Origin of the sequence: Novosphingobium sp. AP12 (genome assembly GCF_000281975.1) — a bacterium.
GTDB lineage: Bacteria > Pseudomonadota > Alphaproteobacteria > Sphingomonadales > Sphingomonadaceae > Novosphingobium.
The window spans coordinates 12,385-36,853 of the sequence record NZ_AKKE01000137.1; the positions used below are offsets into that span (position 1 = coordinate 12,385).

The 24,469-nt window shown below is 65.9% G+C and carries 24 protein-coding genes; 12 read left to right on the forward strand and 12 right to left on the reverse strand.

Translation table 11 applies throughout. The features are described from left to right. From PMI02_RS19675 to PMI02_RS19685, 3 genes are read left to right on the forward strand one after another with little or no spacing between them, the layout of a single operon-like run. Positions 1–6,459 carry a type I polyketide synthase gene (locus PMI02_RS19675; protein ID WP_007686171.1) on the forward strand — a complete coding sequence of 2,153 codons (6,459 nt, stop codon included), beginning with the start codon at positions 1–3 and terminating at the stop codon, positions 6,457–6,459. Continuing rightward, positions 6,456–7,439, forward strand: a complete 984-nt coding sequence (locus PMI02_RS19680) for a glycosyltransferase family 2 protein (protein ID WP_007686173.1) — start codon at positions 6,456–6,458, stop codon at positions 7,437–7,439. The genes PMI02_RS19675 and PMI02_RS19680 overlap by 4 nt, the downstream gene beginning before the upstream one ends. A 12-nt stretch (positions 7,440–7,451) precedes the next feature. Continuing rightward, positions 7,452–8,144, forward strand: coding sequence for a 4'-phosphopantetheinyl transferase superfamily protein (locus PMI02_RS19685; RefSeq protein WP_007686176.1), 693 nt, complete (start codon positions 7,452–7,454; stop codon positions 8,142–8,144). A gap of 32 nt (positions 8,145–8,176) precedes the next feature. On the opposite strand, the gene PMI02_RS19690 is transcribed toward PMI02_RS19685, so the two are convergent. Then, the gene (locus PMI02_RS19690; RefSeq protein WP_007686178.1) at positions 8,177–8,407 is read right to left on the reverse strand and encodes a response regulator transcription factor; all 231 of its coding nucleotides are present in this window, start codon (positions 8,405–8,407) and stop codon (positions 8,177–8,179) included. Between the two features lie 384 nt (positions 8,408–8,791). After that, complete coding sequence (locus PMI02_RS19695) at positions 8,792–9,448, reverse strand: response regulator transcription factor (RefSeq protein WP_157222609.1); 657 nt, start codon at positions 9,446–9,448, stop codon at positions 8,792–8,794. A 536-nt stretch (positions 9,449–9,984) separates the two neighbouring features. Here PMI02_RS19695 and rfbC point away from each other — a divergent pair. Genes rfbC through rfbA form a run of 4 tightly spaced genes read left to right on the forward strand, consistent with a single transcriptional unit; the run spans position 9,985 to position 13,482 of the window. Continuing rightward, a complete protein-coding gene (rfbC, locus tag PMI02_RS19700) occupies positions 9,985–10,578 on the forward strand; it encodes a dTDP-4-dehydrorhamnose 3,5-epimerase (protein WP_007686180.1) in 594 nt (197 codons plus the stop codon). Then, a complete protein-coding gene (rfbB, locus tag PMI02_RS19705; RefSeq protein ID WP_193372903.1) occupies positions 10,569–11,630 on the forward strand; it encodes a dTDP-glucose 4,6-dehydratase in 1,062 nt (353 codons plus the stop codon). The genes rfbC and rfbB overlap by 10 nt, the downstream gene beginning before the upstream one ends. Continuing rightward, entirely contained in the window at positions 11,627–12,547 is a 921-nt protein-coding gene (rfbD, locus tag PMI02_RS19710) for a dTDP-4-dehydrorhamnose reductase (RefSeq protein ID WP_007686182.1), read from the forward strand. Before rfbB ends, rfbD begins: the two co-directional genes overlap by 4 nt. Beyond that, positions 12,544–13,482: a glucose-1-phosphate thymidylyltransferase RfbA gene (rfbA, locus tag PMI02_RS19715; protein ID WP_007686183.1), complete on the forward strand. Its 939-nt coding sequence runs from the start codon at positions 12,544–12,546 to the stop codon at positions 13,480–13,482. The genes rfbD and rfbA overlap by 4 nt, the downstream gene beginning before the upstream one ends. Positions 13,483–13,533: 51 nt before the next feature. Here rfbA and PMI02_RS19720 read toward each other — a convergent pair whose 3' ends face one another. The 10 genes from PMI02_RS19720 to PMI02_RS19765 form a co-directional block, all read right to left on the reverse strand. Beyond that, positions 13,534–14,139, reverse strand: a complete 606-nt coding sequence (locus PMI02_RS19720) for a cell wall hydrolase (protein ID WP_007686184.1) — start codon at positions 14,137–14,139, stop codon at positions 13,534–13,536. A 212-nt stretch (positions 14,140–14,351) separates the two neighbouring features. Further along, on the reverse strand, positions 14,352–14,693 hold the full coding sequence (locus PMI02_RS19725; protein ID WP_007686185.1) for a DUF1491 family protein: 342 nt from the start codon (positions 14,691–14,693) through the stop codon (positions 14,352–14,354). Next, on the reverse strand, positions 14,693–15,202 hold the full coding sequence (locus PMI02_RS19730; RefSeq protein WP_007686186.1) for a PaaI family thioesterase: 510 nt from the start codon (positions 15,200–15,202) through the stop codon (positions 14,693–14,695). The genes PMI02_RS19725 and PMI02_RS19730 overlap by 1 nt, the downstream gene beginning before the upstream one ends. Then, positions 15,192–15,653: a PTS sugar transporter subunit IIA gene (locus PMI02_RS19735; protein WP_007686188.1), complete on the reverse strand. Its 462-nt coding sequence runs from the start codon at positions 15,651–15,653 to the stop codon at positions 15,192–15,194. Before PMI02_RS19735 ends, PMI02_RS19730 begins: the two co-directional genes overlap by 11 nt. 137 nt (positions 15,654–15,790) lie before the next feature. Next, positions 15,791–16,360, reverse strand: a complete 570-nt coding sequence (hpf, locus tag PMI02_RS19740; RefSeq protein WP_007686190.1) for a ribosome hibernation-promoting factor, HPF/YfiA family — start codon at positions 16,358–16,360, stop codon at positions 15,791–15,793. 25 nt (positions 16,361–16,385) lie between these two features. Further along, positions 16,386–17,069, reverse strand: coding sequence for a DNA polymerase III subunit epsilon (gene dnaQ, locus PMI02_RS19745; RefSeq protein WP_007686192.1), 684 nt, complete (start codon positions 17,067–17,069; stop codon positions 16,386–16,388). A gap of 50 nt (positions 17,070–17,119) precedes the next feature. Continuing rightward, the gene (gene coaE, locus PMI02_RS19750) at positions 17,120–17,707 is read right to left on the reverse strand and encodes a dephospho-CoA kinase (protein ID WP_007686195.1); all 588 of its coding nucleotides are present in this window, start codon (positions 17,705–17,707) and stop codon (positions 17,120–17,122) included. Beyond that, positions 17,704–18,561 carry a shikimate dehydrogenase gene (aroE, locus tag PMI02_RS19755; protein WP_007686197.1) on the reverse strand — a complete coding sequence of 286 codons (858 nt, stop codon included), beginning with the start codon at positions 18,559–18,561 and terminating at the stop codon, positions 17,704–17,706. The genes coaE and aroE overlap by 4 nt, the downstream gene beginning before the upstream one ends. Further along, on the reverse strand, positions 18,558–19,142 hold the full coding sequence (locus PMI02_RS19760) for a nucleoside triphosphate pyrophosphatase (RefSeq protein ID WP_007686199.1): 585 nt from the start codon (positions 19,140–19,142) through the stop codon (positions 18,558–18,560). The genes aroE and PMI02_RS19760 overlap by 4 nt, the downstream gene beginning before the upstream one ends. 21 nt (positions 19,143–19,163) lie before the next feature. Beyond that, positions 19,164–20,009 carry a pyruvate, water dikinase regulatory protein gene (locus PMI02_RS19765; RefSeq protein WP_036504666.1) on the reverse strand — a complete coding sequence of 282 codons (846 nt, stop codon included), beginning with the start codon at positions 20,007–20,009 and terminating at the stop codon, positions 19,164–19,166. Between the two features lie 359 nt (positions 20,010–20,368). Between PMI02_RS19765 and hemE the strand changes: the two genes are divergently transcribed. The 5 genes from hemE to PMI02_RS19790 all read left to right on the forward strand — a co-directional run bounded on the left by hemE (position 20,369) and on the right by PMI02_RS19790 (position 24,438). Beyond that, positions 20,369–21,406: a uroporphyrinogen decarboxylase gene (gene hemE / locus PMI02_RS19770; protein WP_007686203.1), complete on the forward strand. Its 1,038-nt coding sequence runs from the start codon at positions 20,369–20,371 to the stop codon at positions 21,404–21,406. A gap of 33 nt (positions 21,407–21,439) precedes the next feature. After that, the gene (locus PMI02_RS19775) at positions 21,440–21,883 is read left to right on the forward strand and encodes a CopD family protein (protein WP_007686205.1); all 444 of its coding nucleotides are present in this window, start codon (positions 21,440–21,442) and stop codon (positions 21,881–21,883) included. A gap of 10 nt (positions 21,884–21,893) precedes the next feature. Beyond that, on the forward strand, positions 21,894–22,229 hold the full coding sequence (locus tag PMI02_RS19780; protein ID WP_007686206.1) for a hypothetical protein: 336 nt from the start codon (positions 21,894–21,896) through the stop codon (positions 22,227–22,229). Between the two features lie 205 nt (positions 22,230–22,434). After that, on the forward strand, positions 22,435–23,691 hold the full coding sequence (gene rho, locus PMI02_RS19785) for a transcription termination factor Rho (RefSeq protein ID WP_007686207.1): 1,257 nt from the start codon (positions 22,435–22,437) through the stop codon (positions 23,689–23,691). A 24-nt stretch (positions 23,692–23,715) separates the two neighbouring features. Continuing rightward, a complete protein-coding gene (locus PMI02_RS19790) occupies positions 23,716–24,438 on the forward strand; it encodes a TerC family protein (RefSeq protein WP_007686208.1) in 723 nt (240 codons plus the stop codon). Positions 24,439–24,469 lie beyond the last annotated feature (31 nt).

Consider the following 24,469-nt stretch of genomic DNA (forward strand, 5'->3'; position numbering starts at 1 on the left):
ATGCATGAACCCATCGGTTCCTTCGACGATGCCGCCTCCCCCGGCGACGAGAGCGCCATCGCCATTGTCGGCATGTCGTGCCGCTTCGCCGGCGCACGCAGCCCCGACGAGTTCTGGAAGCTTCTGAGCGAAGGCCGCGACGCGGTCGAGACCTTCTCCGAGGAGGAACTGCTCGCCGCAGGGGTCGCCCCGTCGCTGCTGCGCAATCCGGACTACGTGCGGCGCGGCGCTCCGCTGCAGGACATGGAGTGCTTCGATCCCGCGCTGTTCGGCCTGTCGAAGCGCGATGCCGCGATCATGGATCCGCAGCACCGCCACTTCCTGGAATGCTCGTGGGAAGCTCTGGAGGATGCCGGCCACACGCCGCAGGGCTTCGAAGGCGTCATCGGCGTGTTCGGAGGCTCCGGCCACAACGCCTACATGCCCTACAACCTGCTCACCAACGGCAAGCTGGTGAACGAGGTCGGGCTGTTCCTGCTGCGCCACACCAGCAACGACAAGGACTTCCTGACCACCCGCGTCTCGTACCTGCTCGACCTCAAGGGCCCGAGCATCAACGTCCAGACCGCGTGCTCCACCTCGCTGGTGTCGATCCACATGGCGGCGCAGAGCCTGCTTTCGGGCGAGTGCGACATGGCGCTGGCGGGCGGCGCCTCGATCGAACTGCCGCACCGCCAGGGCTACCTCTACGAGGAAGGCGAGATCCTGTCGCCCGACGGCCGCTGCCGCCCCTTCGACGCGCAGTCCAAGGGCACCGTCTTCGGCAGCGGCGTCGCCGTGCTGGCGCTGCGGCGCCTGGAAGATGCCGTCGCGGCGGGAGACCACATTCATGCCGTGATCCGCGGCTCGGCCATCAACAACGACGGCAGCGGCAAGGTCGGCTACCTTGCTCCCAGCGTCGACGGGCAGGCGGCGGTGATCGCCGAGGCGCTCGCGGTATCGGGCATCGATCCCTCCGGCATCGACTATGTCGAGGCGCACGGCACCGGCACGCCGATCGGCGATCCGATCGAGGTCGCCGCGCTCAAGCAGGTGTTCGCCAAGTCGGCCCCGCGCAGCGCTCCGTGCAGTCTGGGTTCGGTCAAGGCGAACATCGGTCACACCGATACGGCTGCCGGCGCGGCGGGCGTCATCAAGGTCGCGCTGGCGATGCGCCACCAGGAACTGCCGCCGGTCCCCCACTTCGAATCCCCGAATCCGGAATGCGCACTGGATGCCGGCCCCTTCCGGGTGCAGGCCGCCAGTGCGTGCTGGCCCCGTCGCGACGATCGCCCCCGTCGCGCCGGGGTCAGCTCCCTGGGCGTGGGCGGCACCAACGCCCACGTCGTCATGGAGGAAGCCCCCCGCCGCGCCGCCAGCGGACCCAGCCGCCGCCGCCAGCTGCTGCTGCTGACCTCGGGCGCAAGCGAGACCGCAGCCGACGCCAATGCCCTCGCCCTTGCGGCATACTTGGGCGAGCGTCCCGAAACGCCGCTGGCCGACGCCGCCTTCACGCTCACCGAAGGCCGCCGCCACCTTGCCTGGCGCCGCTTCGCCGTGGCCGGAAGCGCGGACGAGGCCGCGACCACCCTCGCTGCCGCCAGCCGCCACGCCTCGTCGCGCCAGCCCTGCATTCCCGGCCGCCCGGTGGCGTTCCAGTTCTGCGGCGGCGGGCTCCAGCACGTCGACATGGCGCGCGGCCTGTATGAGACCGAGCCCGCCTTCCGCGCCGAGATCGACCGCGGTCTCGCCGCATTGTCCCGCATCGGCGTGCCCGGCCTGAAGCGCTGGCTGTTCCCTGAGGAGACCGACCGCGCACAGGCCGCCGCCGAACTGGAGCGGCCTTCGAACGCCCTCCCGGCGCTGTTCATCGTCCAGACCGCTCTGGCCCGCTTCTGGATGGGGCTGGGGATCACTCCCGCCGCCATGATCGGCCACAGCTGCGGCGAATATGCCGCCGCGCACATCGCCGGCGTGGTCGACCTCGAAGGGGCCTTGCGCATCGTCCACGCACGCGGCCGCCTGTTCGAGACCACCGCCAAAGGCGGCATGATCAGCGTGCCCCTGTCCGAGGCCGAACTCGCCCAGCTGCTGCCCGCCGACCTCTCGATCGCGACGATCAACGCGCCAAATCTGTGCGTCGTCTCGGGCGCGGCAGAGGCGGTGGCCCGCTTCCTGGCCGAACTGCACGAGCGTGAGATCGAGGCGCAGGCGATCCCCATCGAGGTCGCTGCGCACTCGTCGATGCTCGATCCGATCCTGCCCGAATTCCGCGCCCTGCTGCAGACCATGACCCTGCACGCGCCGCAGATTCCCTTCGCCTCGAACCTCACCGGCAACTGGGTGAGCGCGGCGCAGGCGACCGATCCCGAGTACTGGGTGCGCCATCTGCGCGAGCCGGTGCGTTACACCGACGGCCTTCAATGCCTGCTCGGCGAGCCGGAGCAGGTCCTGCTCGAAGTCGGGCCAGGCCGCAGCATGACCAGCCTCGCGCGCCAGCACCCGGCCCGCCGCACCACGCAGCCGCTCGTCGCCTCGATGCGCCATCCGGGCGAGGACGTCGCCGACGATCAGCGCCTGCTGGAGACGCTGGGAGAACTCTGGGCGCTCGGCGTCGAGATCGACTGGACCGCCTTCCGGGCCGGCGAACACCGTCAGCGCATTCCGCTTCCGACCTACCGGTTCGACCGCCAGCGCCACTGGGTCGAACCCGGCGCCACGCTGCACCACGCCAAGCCGGAGGCCGACCCCGATGCGCGCCTCGCCCTCGGCGACTGGAGCTACGAGCCGGTCTGGAGCCGCGAGAACCTGCCGCAGGACACTGCTCCCACCGGCCCCGCACTCGTCCTGTGCGGCGGCGACGGCTTCGGCGACGGCCTTGCCCGCCGCCTGCGCGAACGCGGGGTCGAGACGGTGACCGTCAGCGCCGCCGCGCGCTATTCGGAAAGCCACGACCATTTCGGTGTGCGGCCCGGTATGCGCGAGGACTGGTCGCGCCTGTTCGCCCGCCTGGCCGGTGCATCGCGCATGCCCGGTCAGGTCTATCACTGCTGGCTGGCCGCCGGGCAGCCCGCGGGCAAGCGGCGCAGTCCGGCGCTATCCGACCAAGCCGTGCTCGACATGGGGCTCCACACGCTCATCGCCATGGCGCCCGAACTCGCCGCGCATGGCGAGGACGGACCAATCGTCGTGGGGCTCGTCACCGACCATGCCCAGCGCGTCGCCGGTGAAACCGGGCTGACGCCGCTCAAGGCCACCGCCCTGGGCGCGGCGCGCACCGTGGCGGCGGAGTATCCCGCCATCGAGATGCGCAACATCGACATCGATGCGGGCACCCTCGTCGACGCGGTAATCGACGAGGTCTCGGCCGAGCGCGACCTGCGCAGCGTCGCTGGCGGCGATGTCGCCCTGCGCGCCGGCGAGCGCTGGTGCCTTGCCTATCGCGGCGCACGCGGCCCTCTGGCCGATGCGGACGACACATGGCTGAAGGAGCGCGGCACCTATCTCATCACCGGCGGCCTCGGCGGCCTCGGCCTCACCATCGCCGATCATCTCGCGCGTGGATACAAGGCCCGCCTCGTGCTGGTCGGCCGCAGCCCCCTGCCCCCACGCGCGCAATGGGTGGACATGCTCGCCCGGGGCGACCTTGCGCTCGGCCTCGAAGACAAGGTGCGCAGGCTTCTCGCCCTTGAAGCGGCAGGCGCGGATGTCGAGGTCATTGAGGCCGACGTCGCCGATGCCCGCGCCCTGACGCGCGGCATGCGCAAGGCCGTCGCCCGTTTCGGTCCGATTTCCGGCGTCTTTCATGCCGCCGGCGCAGTCGACGACGGCCTGATCGAGACGCGCACGCGCTCCGCCGTGGAAGCCGTCCTCCGCCCCAAGATCGCGGGAACGCTGGCGCTCGAAAAGGCGCTGGAGGGGCATGCACCCGACTTCGTGCTCCTGTTCTCCTCCATCAGCGCCTTCGCCGGTATCCCCGGCCAGGTGGATTATGCAGCCGCCAATGCCTTCCTCGACGCCTACGCCCAGTCGCGGCGGATGGACGCCCGCACGCGCGTCCAGTCCGTCGGCTGGAGCCAATGGGCCGAAGTCGGCATGGCCGCTTCCCTGGGTACCCGTGAGGGTTCAAGCGCCGTGCTTCCCGAAGACCTCGGGACCGGCAAGCCGGTAGCGCATCCGTTCCTCGAACGGCTCTGCACCATCTCCGAAGATGAATTTGTGGTCACCGGCATCCTAACCCCCGAGCGGCACTGGGTGCTCAATGAGCACCGCGTCGTAGATGCCGGTGCGCTGCTGCCCGGGACATCCCTTCTGGAAATGTCCCGGGCAGCGGTTGCACTGGTTTGCCAAGGACCTTTGGAGCTATCCGACTTCACCTTCCTCAAGCCGTTCGCGGTGCCCGACGGCGCCGAGCGAGAACTGCGCATTCATGTCCGTCGGCGCGGCGGGGCCGGGTGGCGCGTCACGCTGCTCGGGCGCCCCGTGCAGTCTCCTCCTGCGGCATGGACCGAACATGCGCACGGCCTCGTCCGGGGCCATGCACTCGCCCCGCTGCGGGCCTCGCTCGACCTCGGCGCCATTGCGGAGCGCTGCACCCCTGCCCGCTGCGGCGCGGCGGACCAGCCGATGATGGATTTCGGGCCGCGCTGGCAAAACGTCACACAGGCGCTGGCCAACCCGCACGGGGAAGCGCTGCTGCGGCTCGACCTCCCCGGCGCGTTCCAGGGGGAGGCAGGCCAGTTCGGCCTCCACCCCGCTCTCCTCGACTTCGCCACCGCCGGGGCCCAGATGCTGATCCCTGGCCGCGACCCGTCGCGTGATTTCTATGCTCCGTTCACCTACCGCCGCTTTCTCGCCTATGCGCCTCTTCCCGCACGCATCTGGAGCCATATCCGCTACGTCTCGGGCGACGAGAGCGGGCACACTGCCGTCTTCAACGTCACCATCACGGACGCCGACGGCCTGATCCTCGCCGAAGTGCGCGAGTTCACGATGATGCGCATGGCCGATGCCAGCCTGCTATCGCGGATCGCCGTACCCTCGGCCGAAGCGCCGGCGGCGACGCCTACACAGGGGGTGGCCCTGCCGCAGCCCTCCGGCATCCTGCCCGAAGAAGGCGTCGAGATCGTCGCGCGGCTGCTGTCCGGCAACTGCAGCGCGCACACGGTGATCTCGCCTTACGAACTGGACGCCGTTCTCACCCGACTGCGCACCCCGCCGCGGGCTGCGCGCCGCGAGGCCGCCAACGGCGACCCGGCCGACCTTCCGGCAACCCCCACCGAGCAGATCATCGCCGATCTGTGGTGCGACCTGCTGGGCATGGAGGCGGTCGGCAGGCACGACAACTTCTTCGACCTCGGCGGCCATTCGCTGCTCGCGGTGCAGTTCACCAATCGCCTGCGTCGCAAGACGGGCAAGACCCTTCCCCTGGCGACCATGCTGGGGCAGCCCACCGTCGCCAACCTCGCGGCGGTGATCGACCCCGACGGCCGCGCGCCCGGGGAGACCGCGACAATCGGCGAGCAGCACCCCGCCGGCGTCGTCACCATCCGCAAGGGCGCGCAGATCACCCCGGTGTTCTTCGTCCACGACGGTCTCGGCGAAACGCTGCTCTATCGCGGGCTGGCGCTGCGGCTCGATCCCGCGCGCCCGATCCTGGGGCTGGAGCCGCTGCGCAAGGCGGACGGCAACTATGCCCATACCCGCATCGACGAGATGGCGGCCTACTACGTGCAACAGATGCGCACCGTGCAGGGCGAAGGGCCCTACCTGCTCGCCGGCCTCTGCGCGGGGGGCGTCATCGCCTTCGAGATGGCGCAGCAACTTCAGGCGATGGGGCAACAGGTGGCCTTCGTCGGCATCATCGACGCGGCGGACGTCGAGGCGCGCAAGCATCGCTTCGGCGAATCGCGGGTCCGCCTCGGCCGTGTCGCGGGAATGCTCAGGTCGGGCAATCCCGCCCGCATCCTGCCCGACCTGGCCCGCAAGACTTGGAACCTCGCGCGCTGGGAAGTCGAATCGCGCCTGAGGGAAGCGCAGGACCGGCGCACCGTCCGCGCCTTGCGCGCGGATGGCGGCAGCGCACCCGCCGAAGCGGCCGAGCGGATCGAAGGACCCGTCGCCATCCCGTTCCTCAAGCTCTACGAAGTCGCGCACAAGGAACATCGCCCCATCGGCATCCTGCAATCCACCAGCGTCGCGCTGTTCAAGGCAGCCGACGACACCGGCATTCCCGACGACATGCCCTACCGCATGGTCTACCGGGACTATGCGCTGGGCTGGGGCAAGCGGGTGCGCGAAGACATCGTCATCCTCGACGTGCCCGGCGGCCACAGCAGCAGCCTCCAGGAACCCCACGTCGAGACGCTTGCGCCCCTGTTCCAGGCGGCACTGGACGAAGCTCTGGCGGAGCACGGTGCATGGCGCGGCGCATCGTCCCAGGACGATCGCTACGAAATGCTTGTCGAGGCCGCGGAATGACAGGTCCCGGCCCCCTGCCCGGCTTCCCGATCGACGCGGTCATCGTCAATTACCGCACCGGTCCGCTGGTCGTCGAATGTCTCGAAAGCCTGGCCGCCGAGCGCGACGGCGGCGCGAAGCTCAGGGCGATCGTGGTAGACAACGATTCGCTCGACGGCTCGGCCGACCTTGTCCAGTCCGCGATCGACCGCAACGGGTGGGACTGGGCCACGCTGCTACGCGCGCCGACCAACGGCGGGTTCGGCACCGGCTGCAACCTGGGCATCGCGCACGCGCTTCGGCAGGACGGGGAGGCCCGGGCAATCTGGCTGCTCAATCCTGACACGCGCGCCATGCCGGGCGCCGTCAGCGCCCTGGCGTCGTTCATGGAAGCAACCCCGGCCGCGGGCATCGCCGGCACGGCCCTGCTGCTGGCAGACGGGTCGCCCTGGCCATACGCCTTCCGTTTTCCGACCGTACTGGGAGAATTCGAGCGTGCGCTGCGCTGGGGCCTGGCTTCGCGCCTGCTCGCACGGCACGCCACCCTGCGCGCGATGGACGCCGACTGTGCACCCGCCGACTGGGTGTCCGGCGCGAGCATGGCGATCCGCCGCGAACTGCTCGAACAGGGACTGCGCTTCGACGAGGGATATTTCCTCTACTACGAGGAAACCGATTTCTGCCGGGCAGCGCGGCAGATGGGATGGGAGAGCTGGTATGTGCCCCAGTCGGTCATCCTTCACATCGCGGGGCAGAGCACGGGCGTGACGAGCGCCGACGCGAACAGCCGGCGCGTGCCAGGCTACTGGTTCGATTCGCGCCGGCGCTACTTCCGCAAGAACCACGGCCCTACCTACGCCCTCGCCGCCGATGTGGCCTGGGTGTCGGGACATCTGGTGCATCTGTTCAAGCAGGCTTTACGGCGCGCGCCGCGCCAGGATCCGCCACGACTGCTTGGCGATTTCGTCCGTCACGGCTTCTTCGCCGGCGGCCGGCACTGAAGCCCGCCGGCCATGGGCCCGAGCGCCGACGCCGCCCTGCTGGCCCAAGGCTTTTGCGCAGAACGCATCGAGGCGCCCTTCCCGATCTGGCTTGTCGCGACTGGCAGGCCGCCCTGCACCGCCATCCTGGACACCCTGAGCGTGGCCGAGCACGAGCGTGCCGCCCGGTTCGTGCATGACCCACTGAGGCGCCGCTACCAGACGGCGCACGGCGCGCTTCGTACCGTGGTGGAAGCCGTCTCCGGCGTGGGTGCCCGGCGACAGACCTACCTGCCGGGTATCTTCGGCAAGCCCATCCTGCAGGAAGCGCCCGATGTGCATTGCAGCATCAGCTATAGCGGGGAGTTTGCGCTCGTGGCGCTGGCGATCGGCGTGGAGATCGGAGTCGATCTCGAACGCGTGCGACCTATCGACGGCTCGGTACAGCTCGCATCGATGTATTATACGGATGAAGAAATGGCGCAGTTGGCCGGGCAGTCGGCGGAAGTAACCGACCATGCGTTCCTGACCGTCTGGGTCAGGAAGGAAGCCTGCTCGAAGGCGCTTGGTAAGGGATTGTCCATTCCCCCCGCTTCGTTCGAATGCGGCGTGGGCTGTGGTGCGCGCGACGTCCTTATAGAGAACCAGATCGTCGAGAGTAATGTGCTAGACCCGAAGGGCGGTTTGCTGGCGTCTTGGGCCTGGAAAGGCCGGTTGGAAAAGTAAAGTCGTCTACCCCTGCTGCATTTTTGACTTCGTCAGATAACAGGCTGAAGAAGTCCTTCGCGAATCACATAAGCGATCATGTGCGCGCGATTGCGTGTCCTGGTCTTGAGCCGCACGTTCTCGACGTGGCGTTCGACCGTGCAAGGTGCGATGTTCAACTCGATCGCAGTTTCCTTGGCCGAGCGGCCCATTGCTACGTATTGAAGCACATCCAGCTCTCGCGACGTCAGTTGCACGTTTTCGTTTACCCCTACGCGATACATCGAAATCCCCCTTTACCAATATGGAGTAAGTTAACCCCATATACGGACTGTCGCATTGCCCCATGCGAGAGTCACGAGATATTTTGGGGATTCTACGTATAAGTTTATCTATGTGGGTAAGCTTATGCACTAAAATGGGATTCCGAAAATGCAGTAGGGGACCCCGGATGTGATCCTGTACATCCGCCAAATATTCACCGACGTTAATAATGTTTCCGTGTCAAACTATGTCGGAATCTTCAAGTCGTCTTTGCGCAAGCTCATTTCGCCGCACTCACGGCGTCTTATGCTATTTCCATCGCGATAAGGGACTCTCGGCCCGTCCGCCGACACACGGCGGCGATTGTGCCGGAGAAGCGCATCTTTTGGGTATTTAGGCAGTTCTCAGGCAGCAGTGCTGCTAACTAGCTCGCGCGCCATGACTGCAGCCTGGGTCCGGTTTTCTACACCAAGTTTGCGCAGAATAGCCTTTACTGCCGCCTTTACTGCGGATTCGTTGATGCCGAGCTCGCGTGAGATGGCCTTGTTGGGCTGGCCGAGCGCCAGGAACTCGAGCACGCGCAGTTCCCGCTCGCGGAAATTGAATGTTCCGACAACCGAGGAATCGACGGATCGAAGGGAGGTCATCGGCATGTTGACCAAGAAGTCGACTGCTTCGTGCGACGCGACCTTCTGCCCGTTGGACACCATCTGCAACACCGCGACGAGCGACAAGTAAGGCACGTCATCCGGAAAATAAGCATAAGCGCCAGCGGCATAGACCGCGATCATCTCGTCGAAATCAAATGCGCTCGTCAGCACGACGATCCGCAGGTTCTCGTGGTCGCGCTGGATGATTTCGAGATTCTCTTCGAACTGGGCATGCAGCAGGTCCCGCTCCACCACGAGCAGATGCTGTTCGGGATCGGAATGAAAAACCAGTTGGAGATCTTCGAGGCTGGACACCGATTCCGAAACGTCGAAGCAGGCATCGGTGAGGATTCTACGCAGACCTTCCCGATTGATCGAATTCTTGATCGCGACTGAGATTGATGCCGGCATGTCGATTATTTGGCCCTCTCTCGGTTCCCACCCCATGCGGAGCGTTACCATGTGGCATGATTAAAATTTTGACAATGCCGTAAAACCCATTGGTATTTTATCGAATTTCCCACCGTTGGAAGCCACGCCTCGTGCAGTTCATACAAAAGTTGATGTCATGTCCCAGGCGTTGGACAACCCCTTGTCACCGCCTGACTCTGCAGGCGAACACGGCGCATTGGCGGTTCTCAAGTTACACTACGGCATCACCCACAGCGTCTCGCGGTATTGCAGATGCGGCCGGACCATGACTCTGAGAGCCGCCCCCAGATCGCGGCGTGCCAGTCGCTCGCGCCCCCGCCCGCCACTGCTTAAAACTCCTAACCCCGAAACAGGAATTGGATAACAGGGCGGACTCCGGGGAATTGGCCGAAAAACTTAAATCTGGCTCTTTGTTCGGAGTGTAGTCTTCAAAGTTATTCGAATTGCGAAGACGTTTGCGCGCGCAGTTGTTCTACGCCCCGCCCGCAACGGCCCGGCCAGAGGTGATCCCGACCATGGACGTCAGATCGTACGAAATTGCCGGGCCCAGGCTGTTCGTGCCGACCCGGATCACCGACAGCCGCGGTTACTTCGCCGAAACCTTCCGCGCCGACCGGTTCGCCGAGCATTGCGGGGCGTCGGATTTCGTCCAGGACAACGAGTCCTGCAGCCTGGAGCCGGGCACGATCCGTGGCCTCCACTTCCAGCGCGGTCCCGCCGTCCAGGGCAAGCTGGTGCGGTGTACGGCAGGCGCCCTGTTCGACGTCGCGGTGGATATCCGGGTCGGCTCACCAACTTACGGGCACTGGGTCGCCGAGATCCTGACGGCCGGCAACGGCTACCAGCTCTGGCTTCCGCCCGGCTTCGCCCACGGTTTCTGCACGCTCGAGCCCAGTACCGTGATCGCCTACAAGGTCACCGACTTCTACAGTGCCGAGTGCGACATGGGATTGCACTGGGACGATCCCGACCTCGCCATCGAGTGGCCGGAGGTCGCCAATCCGGCCAGCCTCTCGGCGAAAGACCGGACCCAGCCGGCATTTTCCAGCCTCCCCGCCTTTTTCTCTTACGAGGACCTGCAATTATGCGAGGCGCCCCTGTGCGTGTGATCGTGACCGGCGGGGCCGGCTTCATCGGCTCTGCCCTGGTGCGCCATCTGGTGCTGACCAAGGGAGACCAGGTCCTCAACATCGACAAGCTTACATACGCAGGCAACCAGGCATCGCTGCACTCGGTGGCCGGGCACGATAACTACCGCTTCCTGCGTGCCGACATCTGCGACCGGGCGGCGCTGGACGAAGCCTTCGCGCAGTTCCGCCCCGACCGGGTCATGCACCTCGCCGCCGAAAGCCACGTCGATCGATCGATCACGGCGGCGGGCGACTTCATGGCCACCAACGTCATCGGCACCTTCACGCTGCTCGAGGCGGTGCGCGACTACTGGCAGCGCCTGCCTTCGGCCGCCCGCGACCGGTTCCGCTTCCTCCACGTCTCGACCGACGAGGTCTACGGCTCGCTGGGCGACAAGGGCCTGTTCCAGGAGACCACGCCCTACGATCCCAGCTCGCCCTACTCCGCATCCAAGGCCGCGTCCGACCATCTCGCCAAGGCCTGGCACCGGACATACGGATTGCCCGTCGTCGTATCGAACTGCTCAAACAATTACGGGCCCTACCACTTCCCAGAAAAGCTCATCCCGCTCACCATCATCAATGCGCTGGAGGGCCGCAGCCTGCCGGTCTACGGCCGCGGCGAGAACGTGCGCGACTGGCTCTACGTCGATGACCACGCCCGGGCGCTGGAACGGATCGCCGCGCGAGGAAGGCCGGGGGAAACCTATAACGTCGGTGGACGCAACGAGAGGCGCAACATCGACGTCGTGCGCCGTATCTGCGGCTTCCTCGACGAGCTCGTCCCGGCGAAGGAACCACGCGAACGGCTGATCGAGTACGTCACCGACCGCCCCGGCCACGATGCGCGCTACGCGATCGATGCTAGCAAGCTGGAAACCGAACTCGGCTGGCAGGCGCAGGAGACTTTCGAGACAGGCATCTATCGCACGATCCGCTGGTATCTCGACAACGAGTGGTGGTGGCGCCCGCTGCGAACTCGCTATGAAGGCCAGCGGCTCGGCCTGGTCCTGCAGGACGTCGCGGCGTGAGGATTGCCGTCACCGGGACCAGGGGGCAGGTGGCCGTCAGCCTGCTCGAAGTCGGCGCGCTCAGCGGGGTCGAGGTTGTTGCCGTGGGCAGGCCCCGGTTAAACCTCATGGCCTTGGAAACGGTGCGGGACGCGCTGGCGGAGGCCAAGCCGGACGTGATCGTTTCCGCCGCCGCCTACACGGCCGTCGACCGGGCGGAGACCGACGCCGAGACCGCCCATGCCGTCAACGTCAACGGCGCCCGGGCCGTGGCACAGGCAGCGAGCGAACTCGGTGTGCCGCTGATCCACCTGTCGACCGATTACGTTTTCTCCGGGGCCGCGCGGAGGCCCTATGTCGAGAGCGACGCTGCACTGCCCATAGGGCTCTACGCCATCACCAAGCTCGCGGGCGAACGCGCCGTGGCGGCCGTCCATGGGGACAACACCGCCATCCTGCGCACCGGGTGGGTCTACAGTCCCTTCGGCACCAACTTCGCCAAGACCATGCTGCGCCTTGCCGGCGAGCGGGCCGAAGTGGGCGTCGTCGATGACCAGTTCGGCAGCCCGACCAGCGCTCTCGATCTGGCGAGAGGCATCGTCGAGGTCGCGTGCAACCTCGTGGCGAGCCCCGACCCGGCGCTGCGCGGCACTTTCCACATGACGGCAGCGGGCGACTGCAGCTGGGCCGAGTTCGCGCGCGCCCTATTCGACGCCTCGCGCGATCTCGGCGGACCCGGCGCCCACGTGCGGGCCATCCCTACCAGAGATTACCCCACGCCCGCGCGGCGCCCGCAGGACTCGCGACTCGACTGCTCTTTGCTCGCCTCCGTGCACGGCGTGGCTTTGCCCCCGTGGCGCGCCGCGCTGCTCGAAGTCGTCGAACGCCTCGTCCTTGAACCCCAGTCCGTCCCGGACCTCGTAGGAGCGCCGTCATGAAGGGCATAATTCTGGCGGGGGGCAGTGGCACGCGGCTCTACCCAATGACGCTGGCGACCTCGAAACAGCTCATGCCGGTCTACGACAAGCCGATGATCTACTATCCGCTGAGCACGCTGATGCTGGCGGGTATCCGGGAAATCCTCATCATCTCCACGCCGCGCGACCTGCCGGCATTCCGCGAACTGCTCGGCGACGGCTCGCAGTGGGGCATCGAACTGCAATACGCCGTGCAGCCCCGGCCCGAGGGCCTGGCGCAGGCCTATATCATCGGTGCTGACTTCGTGGGACGCGAGCCGTCTGCGCTGATCCTGGGCGACAACATCTTCCACGGCCATGGACTGCCCGAACTGCTGGCACAAGCGAGCGACAGGAGGGCCGGGGCGACCGTCTTCGCCTATCACGTCCAGGACCCGGAACGCTACGGGGTGGTCGAATTCGACCAGCGCATGCGGGCCCTGTCGATCGAAGAGAAGCCGGCCGGGCCGCGATCGAACTGGGCCGTCACCGGACTGTATTTCTATGACGGACAGGTGGCGGACATCGCCGCCGATCTCGCCCCCTCGCCGCGCGGCGAACTCGAGATCACCGACGTCAACCGGGCCTACCTCGAGCGCGGTCTGCTATCGGTCGAGATGATGGGCCGGGGCTATGCATGGCTGGACACGGGTACGCCGGACAGCCTGATGGACGCCGCCGAATTCGTGCGCATCCTTGAAAAGCGGCAAAGCGTGAAGATTGCCAGCCCCGAGGAAGTGGCGTTCCGCCGCGGCTTCATCGACACCGCTCAACTGGAGCGCACGATCGGCAGGCTGGGGAAATCGGACTACGCGGCGTACCTGCGGCAGGTGCTCGCATCGGCCCGCCCCGCGCCCGACGCGCTGGTGCCGGCACGAGGGCGTGGGGAAGGGCTGCTGGGCGCGTTGGTATCGTGACGGGACGCCTCGGCTAACCGCAGTGCCGGCGCCGTAGCGCCGGCATTACTATCAGCGGTAGAAGACGTGGTTGTCGACGCGTGCCAGGCGCGTCAGGCGCCACTTGGGCGAGACACGCGCGGCGTGGAAGAATAGGGCGCCGCGCACCGGGCTCTTCCATTCGCCTTCACTGGCGATCTGGGCGATGGCGACGGCTTCGCGCCAGTCGGCCGAGCTTTCGCGCACCGACGGCATCGAGCGGCCGCGAATGAACGAGAACTGCGAAGGCTGGTAGACCACACCGCAGTAGCTCTTGGGAAAACGCCCGGACGTGGTGCGGTTGACGATCACACGGCCAACGGCAAGCTGACCTTCCAGCGTTTCGCCGCGTGCCTCGAAATAGATGGCCCCCGCCAGGCAGCGCATTTCGCTCGACAGGTCGTCGGGCATCGACTGCTGCGACACTAGTTCCTGGAGGGAGTCTGCATCGGTATCCGCGTCGTCGGTCGCCTCGGCGTCCTCCGCCGGAAGAGCCTGGACCATGGGCCGGGATTCGAATTCGATGATGGGCTTCTGTTCGGCCACCTGATCGCTCAGGATCGGAATCAGATCCGATGCGGCCGCGCCCGAACCCTGGGCGCTCAACAGTGCGGTCAATACCGTTGCGGCCAGCGCCATTGCGCTCGCCCACTCAACCTTGCTTCGCATTTATTCATATCAAGGGCGGTGAACCGGTCCGACACAGGCTGGAACGGAATGCCGAGTTACGGCGTTCTGTTTCCGTCGAGCCTGCCGACGATTCCCCGTCTGCGTGCTAGCCGGGCAACCGTAGTGCCACCCATGCCGCTTTCGCACTTGTGAGGGCGCACTTACCTTGCGCGCCCTGCAAGTCAACCTTTGTCAGGTTCCAGCCCGATGAAGCGTTCGGCCTGCGCGACGTCGAGTTCCACGATCCACACATCACGGTCCTGCGCCTTGCGGCGGTCGAGGTAGGCCTGGAAATCCGCAGGGTGCGCGGAATCCTGCCGCCGTGTGCAGCGCCATTGCCGGGTTCCGTCTAGTTCCGGCATCCGCTCGTAGACCCGGGCGCCAACGCCGTTGTGCACGAGCACGAGAAGGATCGTCCCGGCGTCACGCTCGCCCTTGGACAGCACCATTCCGAAGCCGCCATCGGCGCCGACGCTGCGAATCAGGCCGGAAACCTCGAGATGTGCCGGCAGTCTGGCATCCATCAGGCGGGGCCTCTGGGAACGGAATAGCCGGGCAAGCTGGAGAGGGCGATGCGCGAGCGCATGAACGTGCCGGTTCCGCGTCCGCACTCGTCGCCGTCCTCGTCGAGCAGCCAGGATTCGGCCACCAGCACACGGCGGCGTCCGCTGACCCAGCGCCCCTCGGCGACGATGCGGCCGCCCTTGATCGGCTTGCTGAGGTGCATGTTGAACGAGGTGGTCAGCAGGAAACGGTCGGTCACATGCGTGTTGGCGGCATAGAACGCCGCGTCGTCGAGCATCTTGAAATAGATCGTCCCGTGCGCCGCGCCGGCCGCGTGGAAGCAGTCCGGCTCGACCAGGAACGTGATGCGCGACAATCCCTCGCCGGTGATCTCCAGCGAGGAACGGAACATGTGATTGATCGGAGCCGAGGCATAGAGCCCCTCCAGCGCACGCCAGTGCAGGGCGGCTCCTTCGGTCCCGGGAGCGCCCTGGACGCCGCCGGGAGCCCCCGTCAGGTCATGCGGCATCACGGTCGATGACGTTGCTCAGTAGTCCGTAGACCGCCTCGGGACCCGGCGCGGTCAGCAGTGCCTCGCGCATGCGCTCGTCGCGCATCATGCGCGAGATCGCGGCGAGGGCGTGCAGGTGCGTCGCACCCGCACCCTCGGGGGAGAGAAGGCCGAACACGAGATCGACCGGCATGCCGTCGGCAGAATCGAACTCCACGGGAGACTCGAGACGCATGAACGCCGCCACCGGCCGCGTCAGGCCGGCCATGCGGGCGTGGGGAATGGCGATGCGGCGGCCGAAGCCGGTGCTTCCCAGCCGTTCCCGCTCGGTGACACGCGCCAGCACGGCCTGATGGTCGAGACCATAAACCTGCGCGAACTGGCCCGCCAGCCTGTCCAGAATGATGTCCTTGCTGTCCGCGGTCACCGTGGTGACGGCTTCGGGCAGCAGTGCAAAAAGCCCGCTCATTTCGCTTCTGATACTAGAGTTTGACTGGTTTCCAAGTGCTGCAAATTCCCCAAAAAACCCCCGGCGTACCGGGGGTTTCATCTTCCTCTCGTCGAAGATCAGAAGTGGTGACGCCCAACAGGCGCAAACCTTGGGCGTCAGTGAGGCTCGACCCAGCCGATCGAGCCGTCGCCTCGGCGGTAGACCATATTATGGCGTCCCGTGCCAGCGTTTTTGAAAAGCAACGCCGTAGTATTGCGCAAGTCGAGCATCATGACCGCATCGGAAACGGTCGCCTCGGGAACATCGACTCGCGTCTCGGCGATCACGACGGGAGCGTCGGGTTCATGCTCCTCGTCTTCACTGACCTGCGATTCCTCGAAGATGATGTAGGCCGCCTCTTCGACGGAAGCCGTATGGGCGGCCTGCTCGTGACGATCCTTGAGGCGGCGCTTGTAGCGTCGCAGCTGCTTGTCGATCTTCTCGGCCGACTGGTCGAACGAGATGTGCGCGTCCTGCGCACTGCCAGTGCCCTTGAGCACGAGATTCTGCATCACGTGCATGATGATGTCACATCGGAAGGCGCCCGCGGGGGCCTTGCTGAAAGTGACGTGCGAGGACAGCGCCCGGTTGAAATACTTCTCGATGATCGCCGTGAGCCGTTCGTTGGCGTGGGCCTGCAAGGCCTCGCCGGTATCGACCTGGTGACCGGAGACGCGAATATCCATGGGCGTATTCTCCTTGTTTTAGAGTTCAGGCACCCCAGAGCGGGGTATCGACCGACTTGAGAAACGCTGCGTGAGCAAGGAGTTCCTCCTCGGTGGCCGCGTGGGGGCGCGGCTGACGGAAAATACGGTTCTTCGTGGTGAGAACCTTGATTTCCGTCACGATTTCGGTGGTTTCCGCGACGAGTTCGAGGCCGATCTGGCGGCCTCCGCGCAGTTCCACGTAAACTTGGGCAAGCAGTTCGGCGTCGAGCAGGGCGCCGTGCTTGGTGCGGTGGCTACGGTCGATCCCATAGCGCGAACAGAGCGCGTCGAGCGACAGCTTGGCGCCCGGGTGGCGCACCTTGGCGAGCGCCACGGTATCCACCATCCGGTCCAGTCCGACGATCGGATGACCGCAGACGTTCAGTTCGAAGTTGATGAAATTGAAGTCGAACCCGGCGTTGTGCGCGATCATCGGGCTGTCCTCGATGAAGTCGAGGAAGTCCTGTGCGAGCGCGCCGAACAGCGGCTTGTCGGCGAGGAATGCGTCGGACAATCCATGCACCGCCTCGGCTTCGGCCGGCATCGTGCGCTCGGGGTTGAAATAGGCGTGGAAGGTGCGGCCCGTCGCCACCCGGTTGATCATCTCTATGCACCCGATCTCGACCATTCGGTCCCCGTTTTTGGGGTCAAATCCGGTCGTTTCGGTGTCGAAGATGATCTCTCTCATCCCTCTCCATATCTGCTTCGACGCATCGGAGCGCAAGGCCTTGCAGGGGATTAATCGGCTCGGGTCAACGTCCGCACGATACCGGCTACCTGTTCGCGGGTCGCAGCGAGCGACGTGCCGGTATCGATCACGTGATCGGCACGGGCTCGCTTGTCGGCATCGGGGACCTGAAGTGCCAGAATCTGTTCGAATTTCTCGAGTGTCATGCCCGGCCGGGCGAGCACACGGGCGCGCTGATCGGTGGCCGGGGCGGAGACCACGGCGACGGCGTCGAGGCCCTCATGACCGCCTTTTTCGTAGAGCAGGGGTATGTCGAAGACCACGAGCGGAGCCTCAGCATTTTCCCGTAGAAAGTCCCCGCGCATGGCCGCGACGGCCGGGTGGACGATTCGTTCGAGCCGCAAAAGCGCCTCCTTGTCGCCGAAAACGGCGGCCCCCAGTTTGGGGCGATCGACGCCGTCCGGCCCGGTGGTTCCGGGAAAGGCATCCTCGATCAGCGGGAGCAGGGCGCCGCGCGGCCCCTGGAGTTCGTGGACGGCGGCATCGGCGTCGAACACCGGCACGTCGAGATCACGCAGCATCGCCGCGACGGTCGACTTGCCCATGCCGATCGAGCCGGTGAGGCCCAGGATTCTCACGACTGGATCAGCGCTCGCAGGGCGTCGTCATGCTCGCGCGGAGCCTCGGCGCCGAAGAAGTGAGTGAACGCGATGGCGGCCTGGCCGATGAGCATCGACAGCCCGTCGACCGTCTCGAACCCGGCGGCGCGGGCGCGCTGCAGGAAATCGGTGTCGAGCGGGCTGGTGACGATGTCGTAGACGACGCTGCGCGGCGGCGCGTGGCTGAAGTCGAAGGGCAGGGGGGGCTGGCCGGTCATGCCGAGCGGGCTGGCGTTGACGATGAGGTCCAAACAGCGCTCGCGGTCGTCGAAGGGGAAGTCGGTGGGGTCGGCGAAATGGTCGAACGCTATGGCGTGGTGTTCGCCGTTCGGAGCGAGTTCGTCGAGCATGGCCTGCGCCTTGGCAGGGTCGCGCCCGGCGAGGACGATGACGAACTTCGCGTCCGCCAGTGCCGCCACGATCGCCCGCGCCGCTCCGCCGGTGCCGAGCACGCGCGCCATGCGGAACAGGTGGATCTTGTCCACTTCCTCGCGAACGGGCTCGAGGAAACCGGGTGCGTCGGTGTTGTAGCCGGTGAGGGTGCCGTCGGTCTCGCGCACCACGGTGTTCACCGCGCCGATGCGGGCGGCCAGCGGATCGAGCCGGTCGAGCAGGGACACGATCGCCAGCTTGTGCGGCATCGTCACGTTGCAGCCGCGCCAGTGAACATCGGCGCGGCGGCGGTCGAGATAGTCGGCGAGTTCCTCAAGCTTGACGAGGCAATGGGCGTAGCGTCCCTCGATCCCCAGCTCGCCGAGCCAGAAATTGTGGATCGCGGGCGACTTGGACTGCGCGATCGGATCGCCGATCACTTCTGCATAAGGCACCGTCACTGGCCCATCACTCCCAGGTTGCGGAGCGCCGCCTGCACCAGAAGCAGCGGCATGCCCAGGATCGTGAAATAGTCCCCCTCGATGCGTTCGAAAAGCTGTACGCCCCGCGCCTCGATCCGGAACACGCCGACGCAGGCGGCAACTTCCGGCCACTCGGCATCGAGATAAGATTCGATGAAGGCATCGGACAGCTCGGCGACATGAAGGTCCGCCCGCGCAGCCTCGGCCCACAGCACCTCGCCATCGCGCACCAGCGCTGCGGCGCTGTGCAGTTCCAACACCTTGCCCGAGAAGAAGCGCAGATGCGCGGCAGCATCGTCGCGGCTCGCGGGCTTGTCGAACCGGCGGCCACCGCAGGAAACGAGCGAATCGCTGCCGAGCACCAGTTCGCCCGGTGTTTCACGTGAAACAGCCTCAGCCTTTGCGCGCGCAAGGGCGAGCGCCACCTGCGGCGCAGGCGCATCGCCCAGCGCCGCTTCGACGGCCCGCTCGTCCACGTGGGCGGGCTGCGCGCGGAAGGGTACTCCGGCGGCTTCGAGCATGGCGCGCCGGGACGCGCTCTGGGATGCAAGGACGATCATGGATGCTTCCGTCAGTCGAGATCAGATCGGCTTGGGGCCGACCTGGCCGGTTTCACCGGCGGCCTTGCGCTCGTTGTAGAGGTTGATGACCGCGGCGGCGGTCTCCTCGATCGAGCGGCGGGTGACGTCGATCACCGGCCAGGAATTGTCGGCGAACATGCGCCGGGCGTATTTGAGTTCGCTGTCCACCGCGTCGTTGTCCACATAATCGGTATCGGGCGACTGGCTGAGCGAGAGCAGGCGGTTGCGCCGGATCTGGATCAGCCGGTCGGGCGCGGTGGTGAGGCCAACCACCAGCGGACGCCTCAGACCGAACAGCGAAGGCGGGGGCGGGCTCTCCACCACGATCGGGATGTTGGCGCATTTGTAGCCACGGTTGGCGAGGTAGATGGAGGTCGGCGTCTTGCTGGTGCGTGAGACTCCCGCGAGCACGATGTCAGCTTCCTCCCATTCCTCCCAGGCGATGCCGTCGTCGTGGGCGATGGTGAACTGGATCGCATCGACGCGGGCGAAATAGGCGTCGTCGAGCCGGTGTTGCCGGCCGGGCCGCCCCTTGGCCTCCTGGCCCAGCAGAGCTTCGAGCGCGTCGGTAACTCCGTCGAGCACCGCGATCGCGGGGAGCCCGAGGGACTGGCAGCGTTCCTCCAAGCGGCCGCGCGTTTCCTCGTTGACCAGCGTGAAGAAAACGAGGCCGGGGTTAGCGGCGATCTCGGCCATGATGCGATCGAGGTGCTGCTGCGAGCGCACCATCGGCCAGAAGTGTCTCAGGACGTCGGAATCGTCGAACTGCGCGAGCGCGGCCTTGGCGATCATCTCCAGCGTCTCGCCGGTGGAGTCAGAGAGCAGGTGAAGGTGAAGTCGTGCCATGGTCGGCTTCGCGAGGCCTCTTGGCGGCGGGCCGGGAACCGGCGGGACCGCTTGTGGATATGTCCCGGCATAAACCACGGGAGCAAACCGGTGACAACTCGTGAGCGGCGATTCCTGCCCACTGCCGGGATTCACCGAGTCAGTTTCTGCGCAGCCCGGACAGTTCGATCCACAGCCTGTGGACAAGGCGAACAACCTTTCGTTGACTCATGACGGCCGGAGAGTCGCATCGGCGGCTTGGGCCTGTTCAACCGGGTACAAATCGGGCAATGCCCAGCCGTCCCCGATATCCACAGGACCAACTACCTCCATCAACCTTATAGAAAATCTCTATATTTTTTTGAGTGGACGAAAACGCGATGCCCGGACTGCTTCTCGACACCCTGCGCGGGGCTCAAACGGACTCTGAATCGGGCCGCCCGATCTGGCTGATGCGCCAGGCTGGACGCTACCTGCCCGAGTACCGCGCGCTCCGGGCCGAAAAGGGCGGTTTTCTTGCGCTGGTCTACGATACCGACGCCGCGGCAGAGATTACGTTGCAGCCGATCGATCGCTTCGGTTTCGACGGCGCCATCCTGTTTTCCGACATCCTGATCGTGCCTTACGCGATGGGTCAGGACCTGCAGTTCCTAGTGGGCGAAGGGCCGAGACTCTCTCCCCGGCTCGTCGATCACGCGCTCGAGAGCCTCGACGCGGTGCCCGAGCGACTGTCGCCGATCTACGAAACCGTCCGGAAAGTGCGCGGCCAGCTGGCTGTGGACAAGACGATGCTCGGTTTCGCCGGATCGCCCTGGACGGTCGCCACGTACATGGTCGCGGGCGAGGGCAGCCGCGATCAGCACGACACGCGCGCCATGGCCTACCGCGATCCGGCGGCGTTCCAGGCCATCATCGATGCGGTGACTCAGGTGACTGTGGAATACCTCTGCGGGCAGATCAAAGCAGGCGCAGAGGCAGTGCAGCTGTTCGACTCGTGGGCGGGCACGCTCAGCCCCGCACAGTTCACTCGCTGGGTCATCGCGCCCAATGCCGCCATCGTTGCCGCCGTGAAGGCGCGCCATCCCGAGACTCCGATCATCGGCTTCCCCAAAGGCGCGGGCGAGAAGCTGCCCGCCTATGCGCGGGAAACCGGCGTGGACGCGGTGGGCATCGACGAGACCATCGATCCGCTCTGGGCGGCACGCGAACTTCCCGCCGGGATGCCGGTGCAGGGCAATCTCGATCCGCTGCTGCTGCTCGCAGGGGGCGAAGACCTGGAACACGGGGCGCTCGCGGTGCTTGATGCCTTCGCGGACCGTCCCCACGTCTTCAACCTCGGCCACGGCATCGGCCAGCACACGCCGATCGCGAATGTCGAGCGGCTGCTGGCGACCGTCAGGGGATGGAAAAGGGGCTGACCGGCAGGTCGCCTGCGCGCTACAAGAGGTTTCATGGAGCAGATTTTGTCGAGCACGTACCTTTGGCTCAAAGCCGGTCACGTCATCTTCGTGATCTTCTGGATGGCGGGCCTGTTCATGTTGCCGCGCTATTTCGTCTACCATCAGGAGTCCGAAGCGGGCTCGGCGGAGGAACTGCGCTGGATCGACCGCGAGGCGAAGCTGCGCAAGATCATCCTGACCCCGGCGATGATCCTGACCTGGGTGCTGGGCATCCTCACCGCCACCGCGATCGGCGCCTGGGGCGATGGCTGGCTGCACGCCAAGCTGCTTTTCGTGCTTGGGCTGTCGGGCTACCACGGCTGGCTCGTCGGCTATTCGAAGAAACTGGCGAGGGGCGAACGTCCGCTAACGGGCAAGAAGCTGCGCCTGCTGAATGAAGTGCCCGGCCTTGCGATCGCGGTGATCGTCGTCCTGGTGGTCGTGAAGCCGTTCTAGGAGCCTTCCCATGATCGTCCCCGTCCTTGCCGCCGCACTGGCCCTCACGGGGCTCCCTAAGGCAGATGAGGACGACCTGCGGTGCCTCGCCTACCTGTCGGTCGCCACTGGCAAGGTCCAGGGTGACCAGCGGCGCAAGGCGGAAGCCGGGGCGCTCTACTATTTGGGCCGGATTGAATCGCGCTCGCCGCAGCTCGATATCGGCGCCCAGCTCGAGGCTATCCTCCACGCGCCCGGCTATGGCCCCGAGACCTATCAGGAAGACAAGGCCCGCTGCCACATCCAGATGGACCCGCTCGCCGCACGTTTCGAGCAATGGCGCGGCCGCTACGAAGGCGGCAAGTAGCCAGCCGGTCCGGCGGCCGGAATTTCCACCCGGCCCGCCCACATGCCGCCCTGCAGATTGACTCGTTGACCAAGCCCACGGCAGCGATTATCTCGGCGATGTTCCGGCACAGGGACGCGACACCCGTTCGCGTGCCCGGATTAGCTTTCCCCAAGCCCATCGATCCGCCGGCCGACACTCTCATTTCCATCCGGAATCCCAAGAAATGCATCTCAAAGAACTGAAGAAGAAGACATCGGCCGACCTGGTCGAAATGGCCGAGGAACTGGGCGTCGAAGGCGCGTCCACCCTGCGCCGCCAGGACCTGATCTTCGCGATCCTCAAGGAAGTGTCCGAGGACGGCGAGGAAATCGTCGGACAGGGCACCATCGAAGTGCTGACGGACGGCTTCGGCTTCCTGCGCAGCCCCGAGGCGAACTACCTTGCCGGCCCGGACGACATCTACGTCTCGCCGAACCAGGTCCGCAAATGGGGCCTGCGCACGGGCGACACCGTCGAAGGCGAAATCCGCGCCCCGCGCGATGGCGAGCGCTACTTCGCGATCACCAAGCTCGTCACCGTCAACTTCGACGATCCCGATGCGGTCCGTCACCGCGTCAACTTCGACAACCTGACGCCGCTCTATCCCGACCAGCGCCTCAAGCTTGACAGCCTCGACCCGACGGTCAAGGACAAGTCAGCCCGCGTGATCGACCTCATCTCGCCGCAGGGCAAGGGCCAGCGCGCGCTTATCGTCGCTCCGCCGCGCACCGGTAAGACCGTGCTCCTGCAGAACATGGCCAAGGCCATCACCGACAACCATCCGGAAGTCTTCCTCCTCGTGCTGCTCGTCGACGAGCGTCCCGAAGAAGTCACCGACATGCAGCGCTCGGTGAAGGGTGAGGTCATCTCCTCCACCTTCGACGAACCCGCCCAGCGCCACGTCCAGGTCGCCGAAATGGTCATCGAGAAGGCCAAGCGCCTCGTCGAGCACAAGCGCGACGTCGTCATCCTGCTCGACTCGATCACCCGCCTTGGCCGCGCCTACAACACCGTGGTGCCCAGCTCCGGCAAGGTGCTGACCGGCGGTGTCGACGCCAATGCCCTGCAGCGCCCCAAGCGCTTCTTCGGCGCCGCGCGCAACATCGAGGAGGGCGGTTCGCTCTCGATCATCGCCACGGCCCTGATCGACACCGGCAGCCGCATGGACGAAGTCATCTTCGAAGAGTTCAAGGGTACCGGTAACTCGGAAATCGTCCTCGACCGAAAGGTGGCCGACAAGCGCATCTTCCCGGCGCTCGACGTCGGCAAGTCCGGCACCCGCAAGGAAGAACTCCTCGTGCCGCGCGACCAGCTGTCGAAGATGTGGGTGCTGCGCCGCATCCTCATGCAGATGGGCACCGTCGACGCGATGGAGTTCCTGCTCGACAAGATGAAGGACTCGAAGACCAACGAGGACTTCTTCGCGACGATGAACCAGTAAAGCTAGGGCAGGGGGCAACCTACCTTGGACATCCTATCGATTCTCGCTGCCGCGGCCCCTGCGATCCAGGGGCCCGGCCAGATCTGGCACCACATCGTTGAGGACTTCTCGAACATCGGCACGCCCGCGGCGCTGTCGGCGTTCCTGCAGGTGCTGATGATCGACGTGGTGCTGGCCGGTGACAACGCGATCGTCGTCGGCGCGCTCGCGGCGGGTCTGCCCGCGGATCAGCGCAAGAAGGTCATCGCCATCGGCGTGATCGCGGCCCTGGTTCTGCGGATCGGCTTCGCGCTTGTCGTGACCTGGCTGCTCGGCATCGTCGGCCTCATCTTCGCGGGCGGCCTGCTGCTGCTGTGGGTCGCGTGGAAGATGTACCGCGAACTGCATCACAGCCCGGCCGGGCATTCACCCGGTTCGCCCGAGATCGAGGGCGACGAAAGCTCTGGCCTCAAGTCGCCCAAGAGCTTCGCCTCGGCGGCCATCTCGGTGGCGGTGGCGGACGTGTCGATGTCGATCGACAACGTGCTGGGCGTCGCCGGCGCGGCGCGCGACCATCCCGGCATCCTCATCGTCGGCCTGATCGTGGCCGTCGCGATGATGGGCCTCGCGGCGAACTTCATCGCACGGTACATCGAGCGCTATCGCTGGATCGGATGGGTCGGGCTCGTGGTCATCCTCTACGTCGCGGCGAAGATGATCTACGAAGGCTGGGTCGATCCCAACCTGGGGATCATCTCGCTGTTCTGAATGAGCAAAGGGGTCCGGAACGACATGTTCC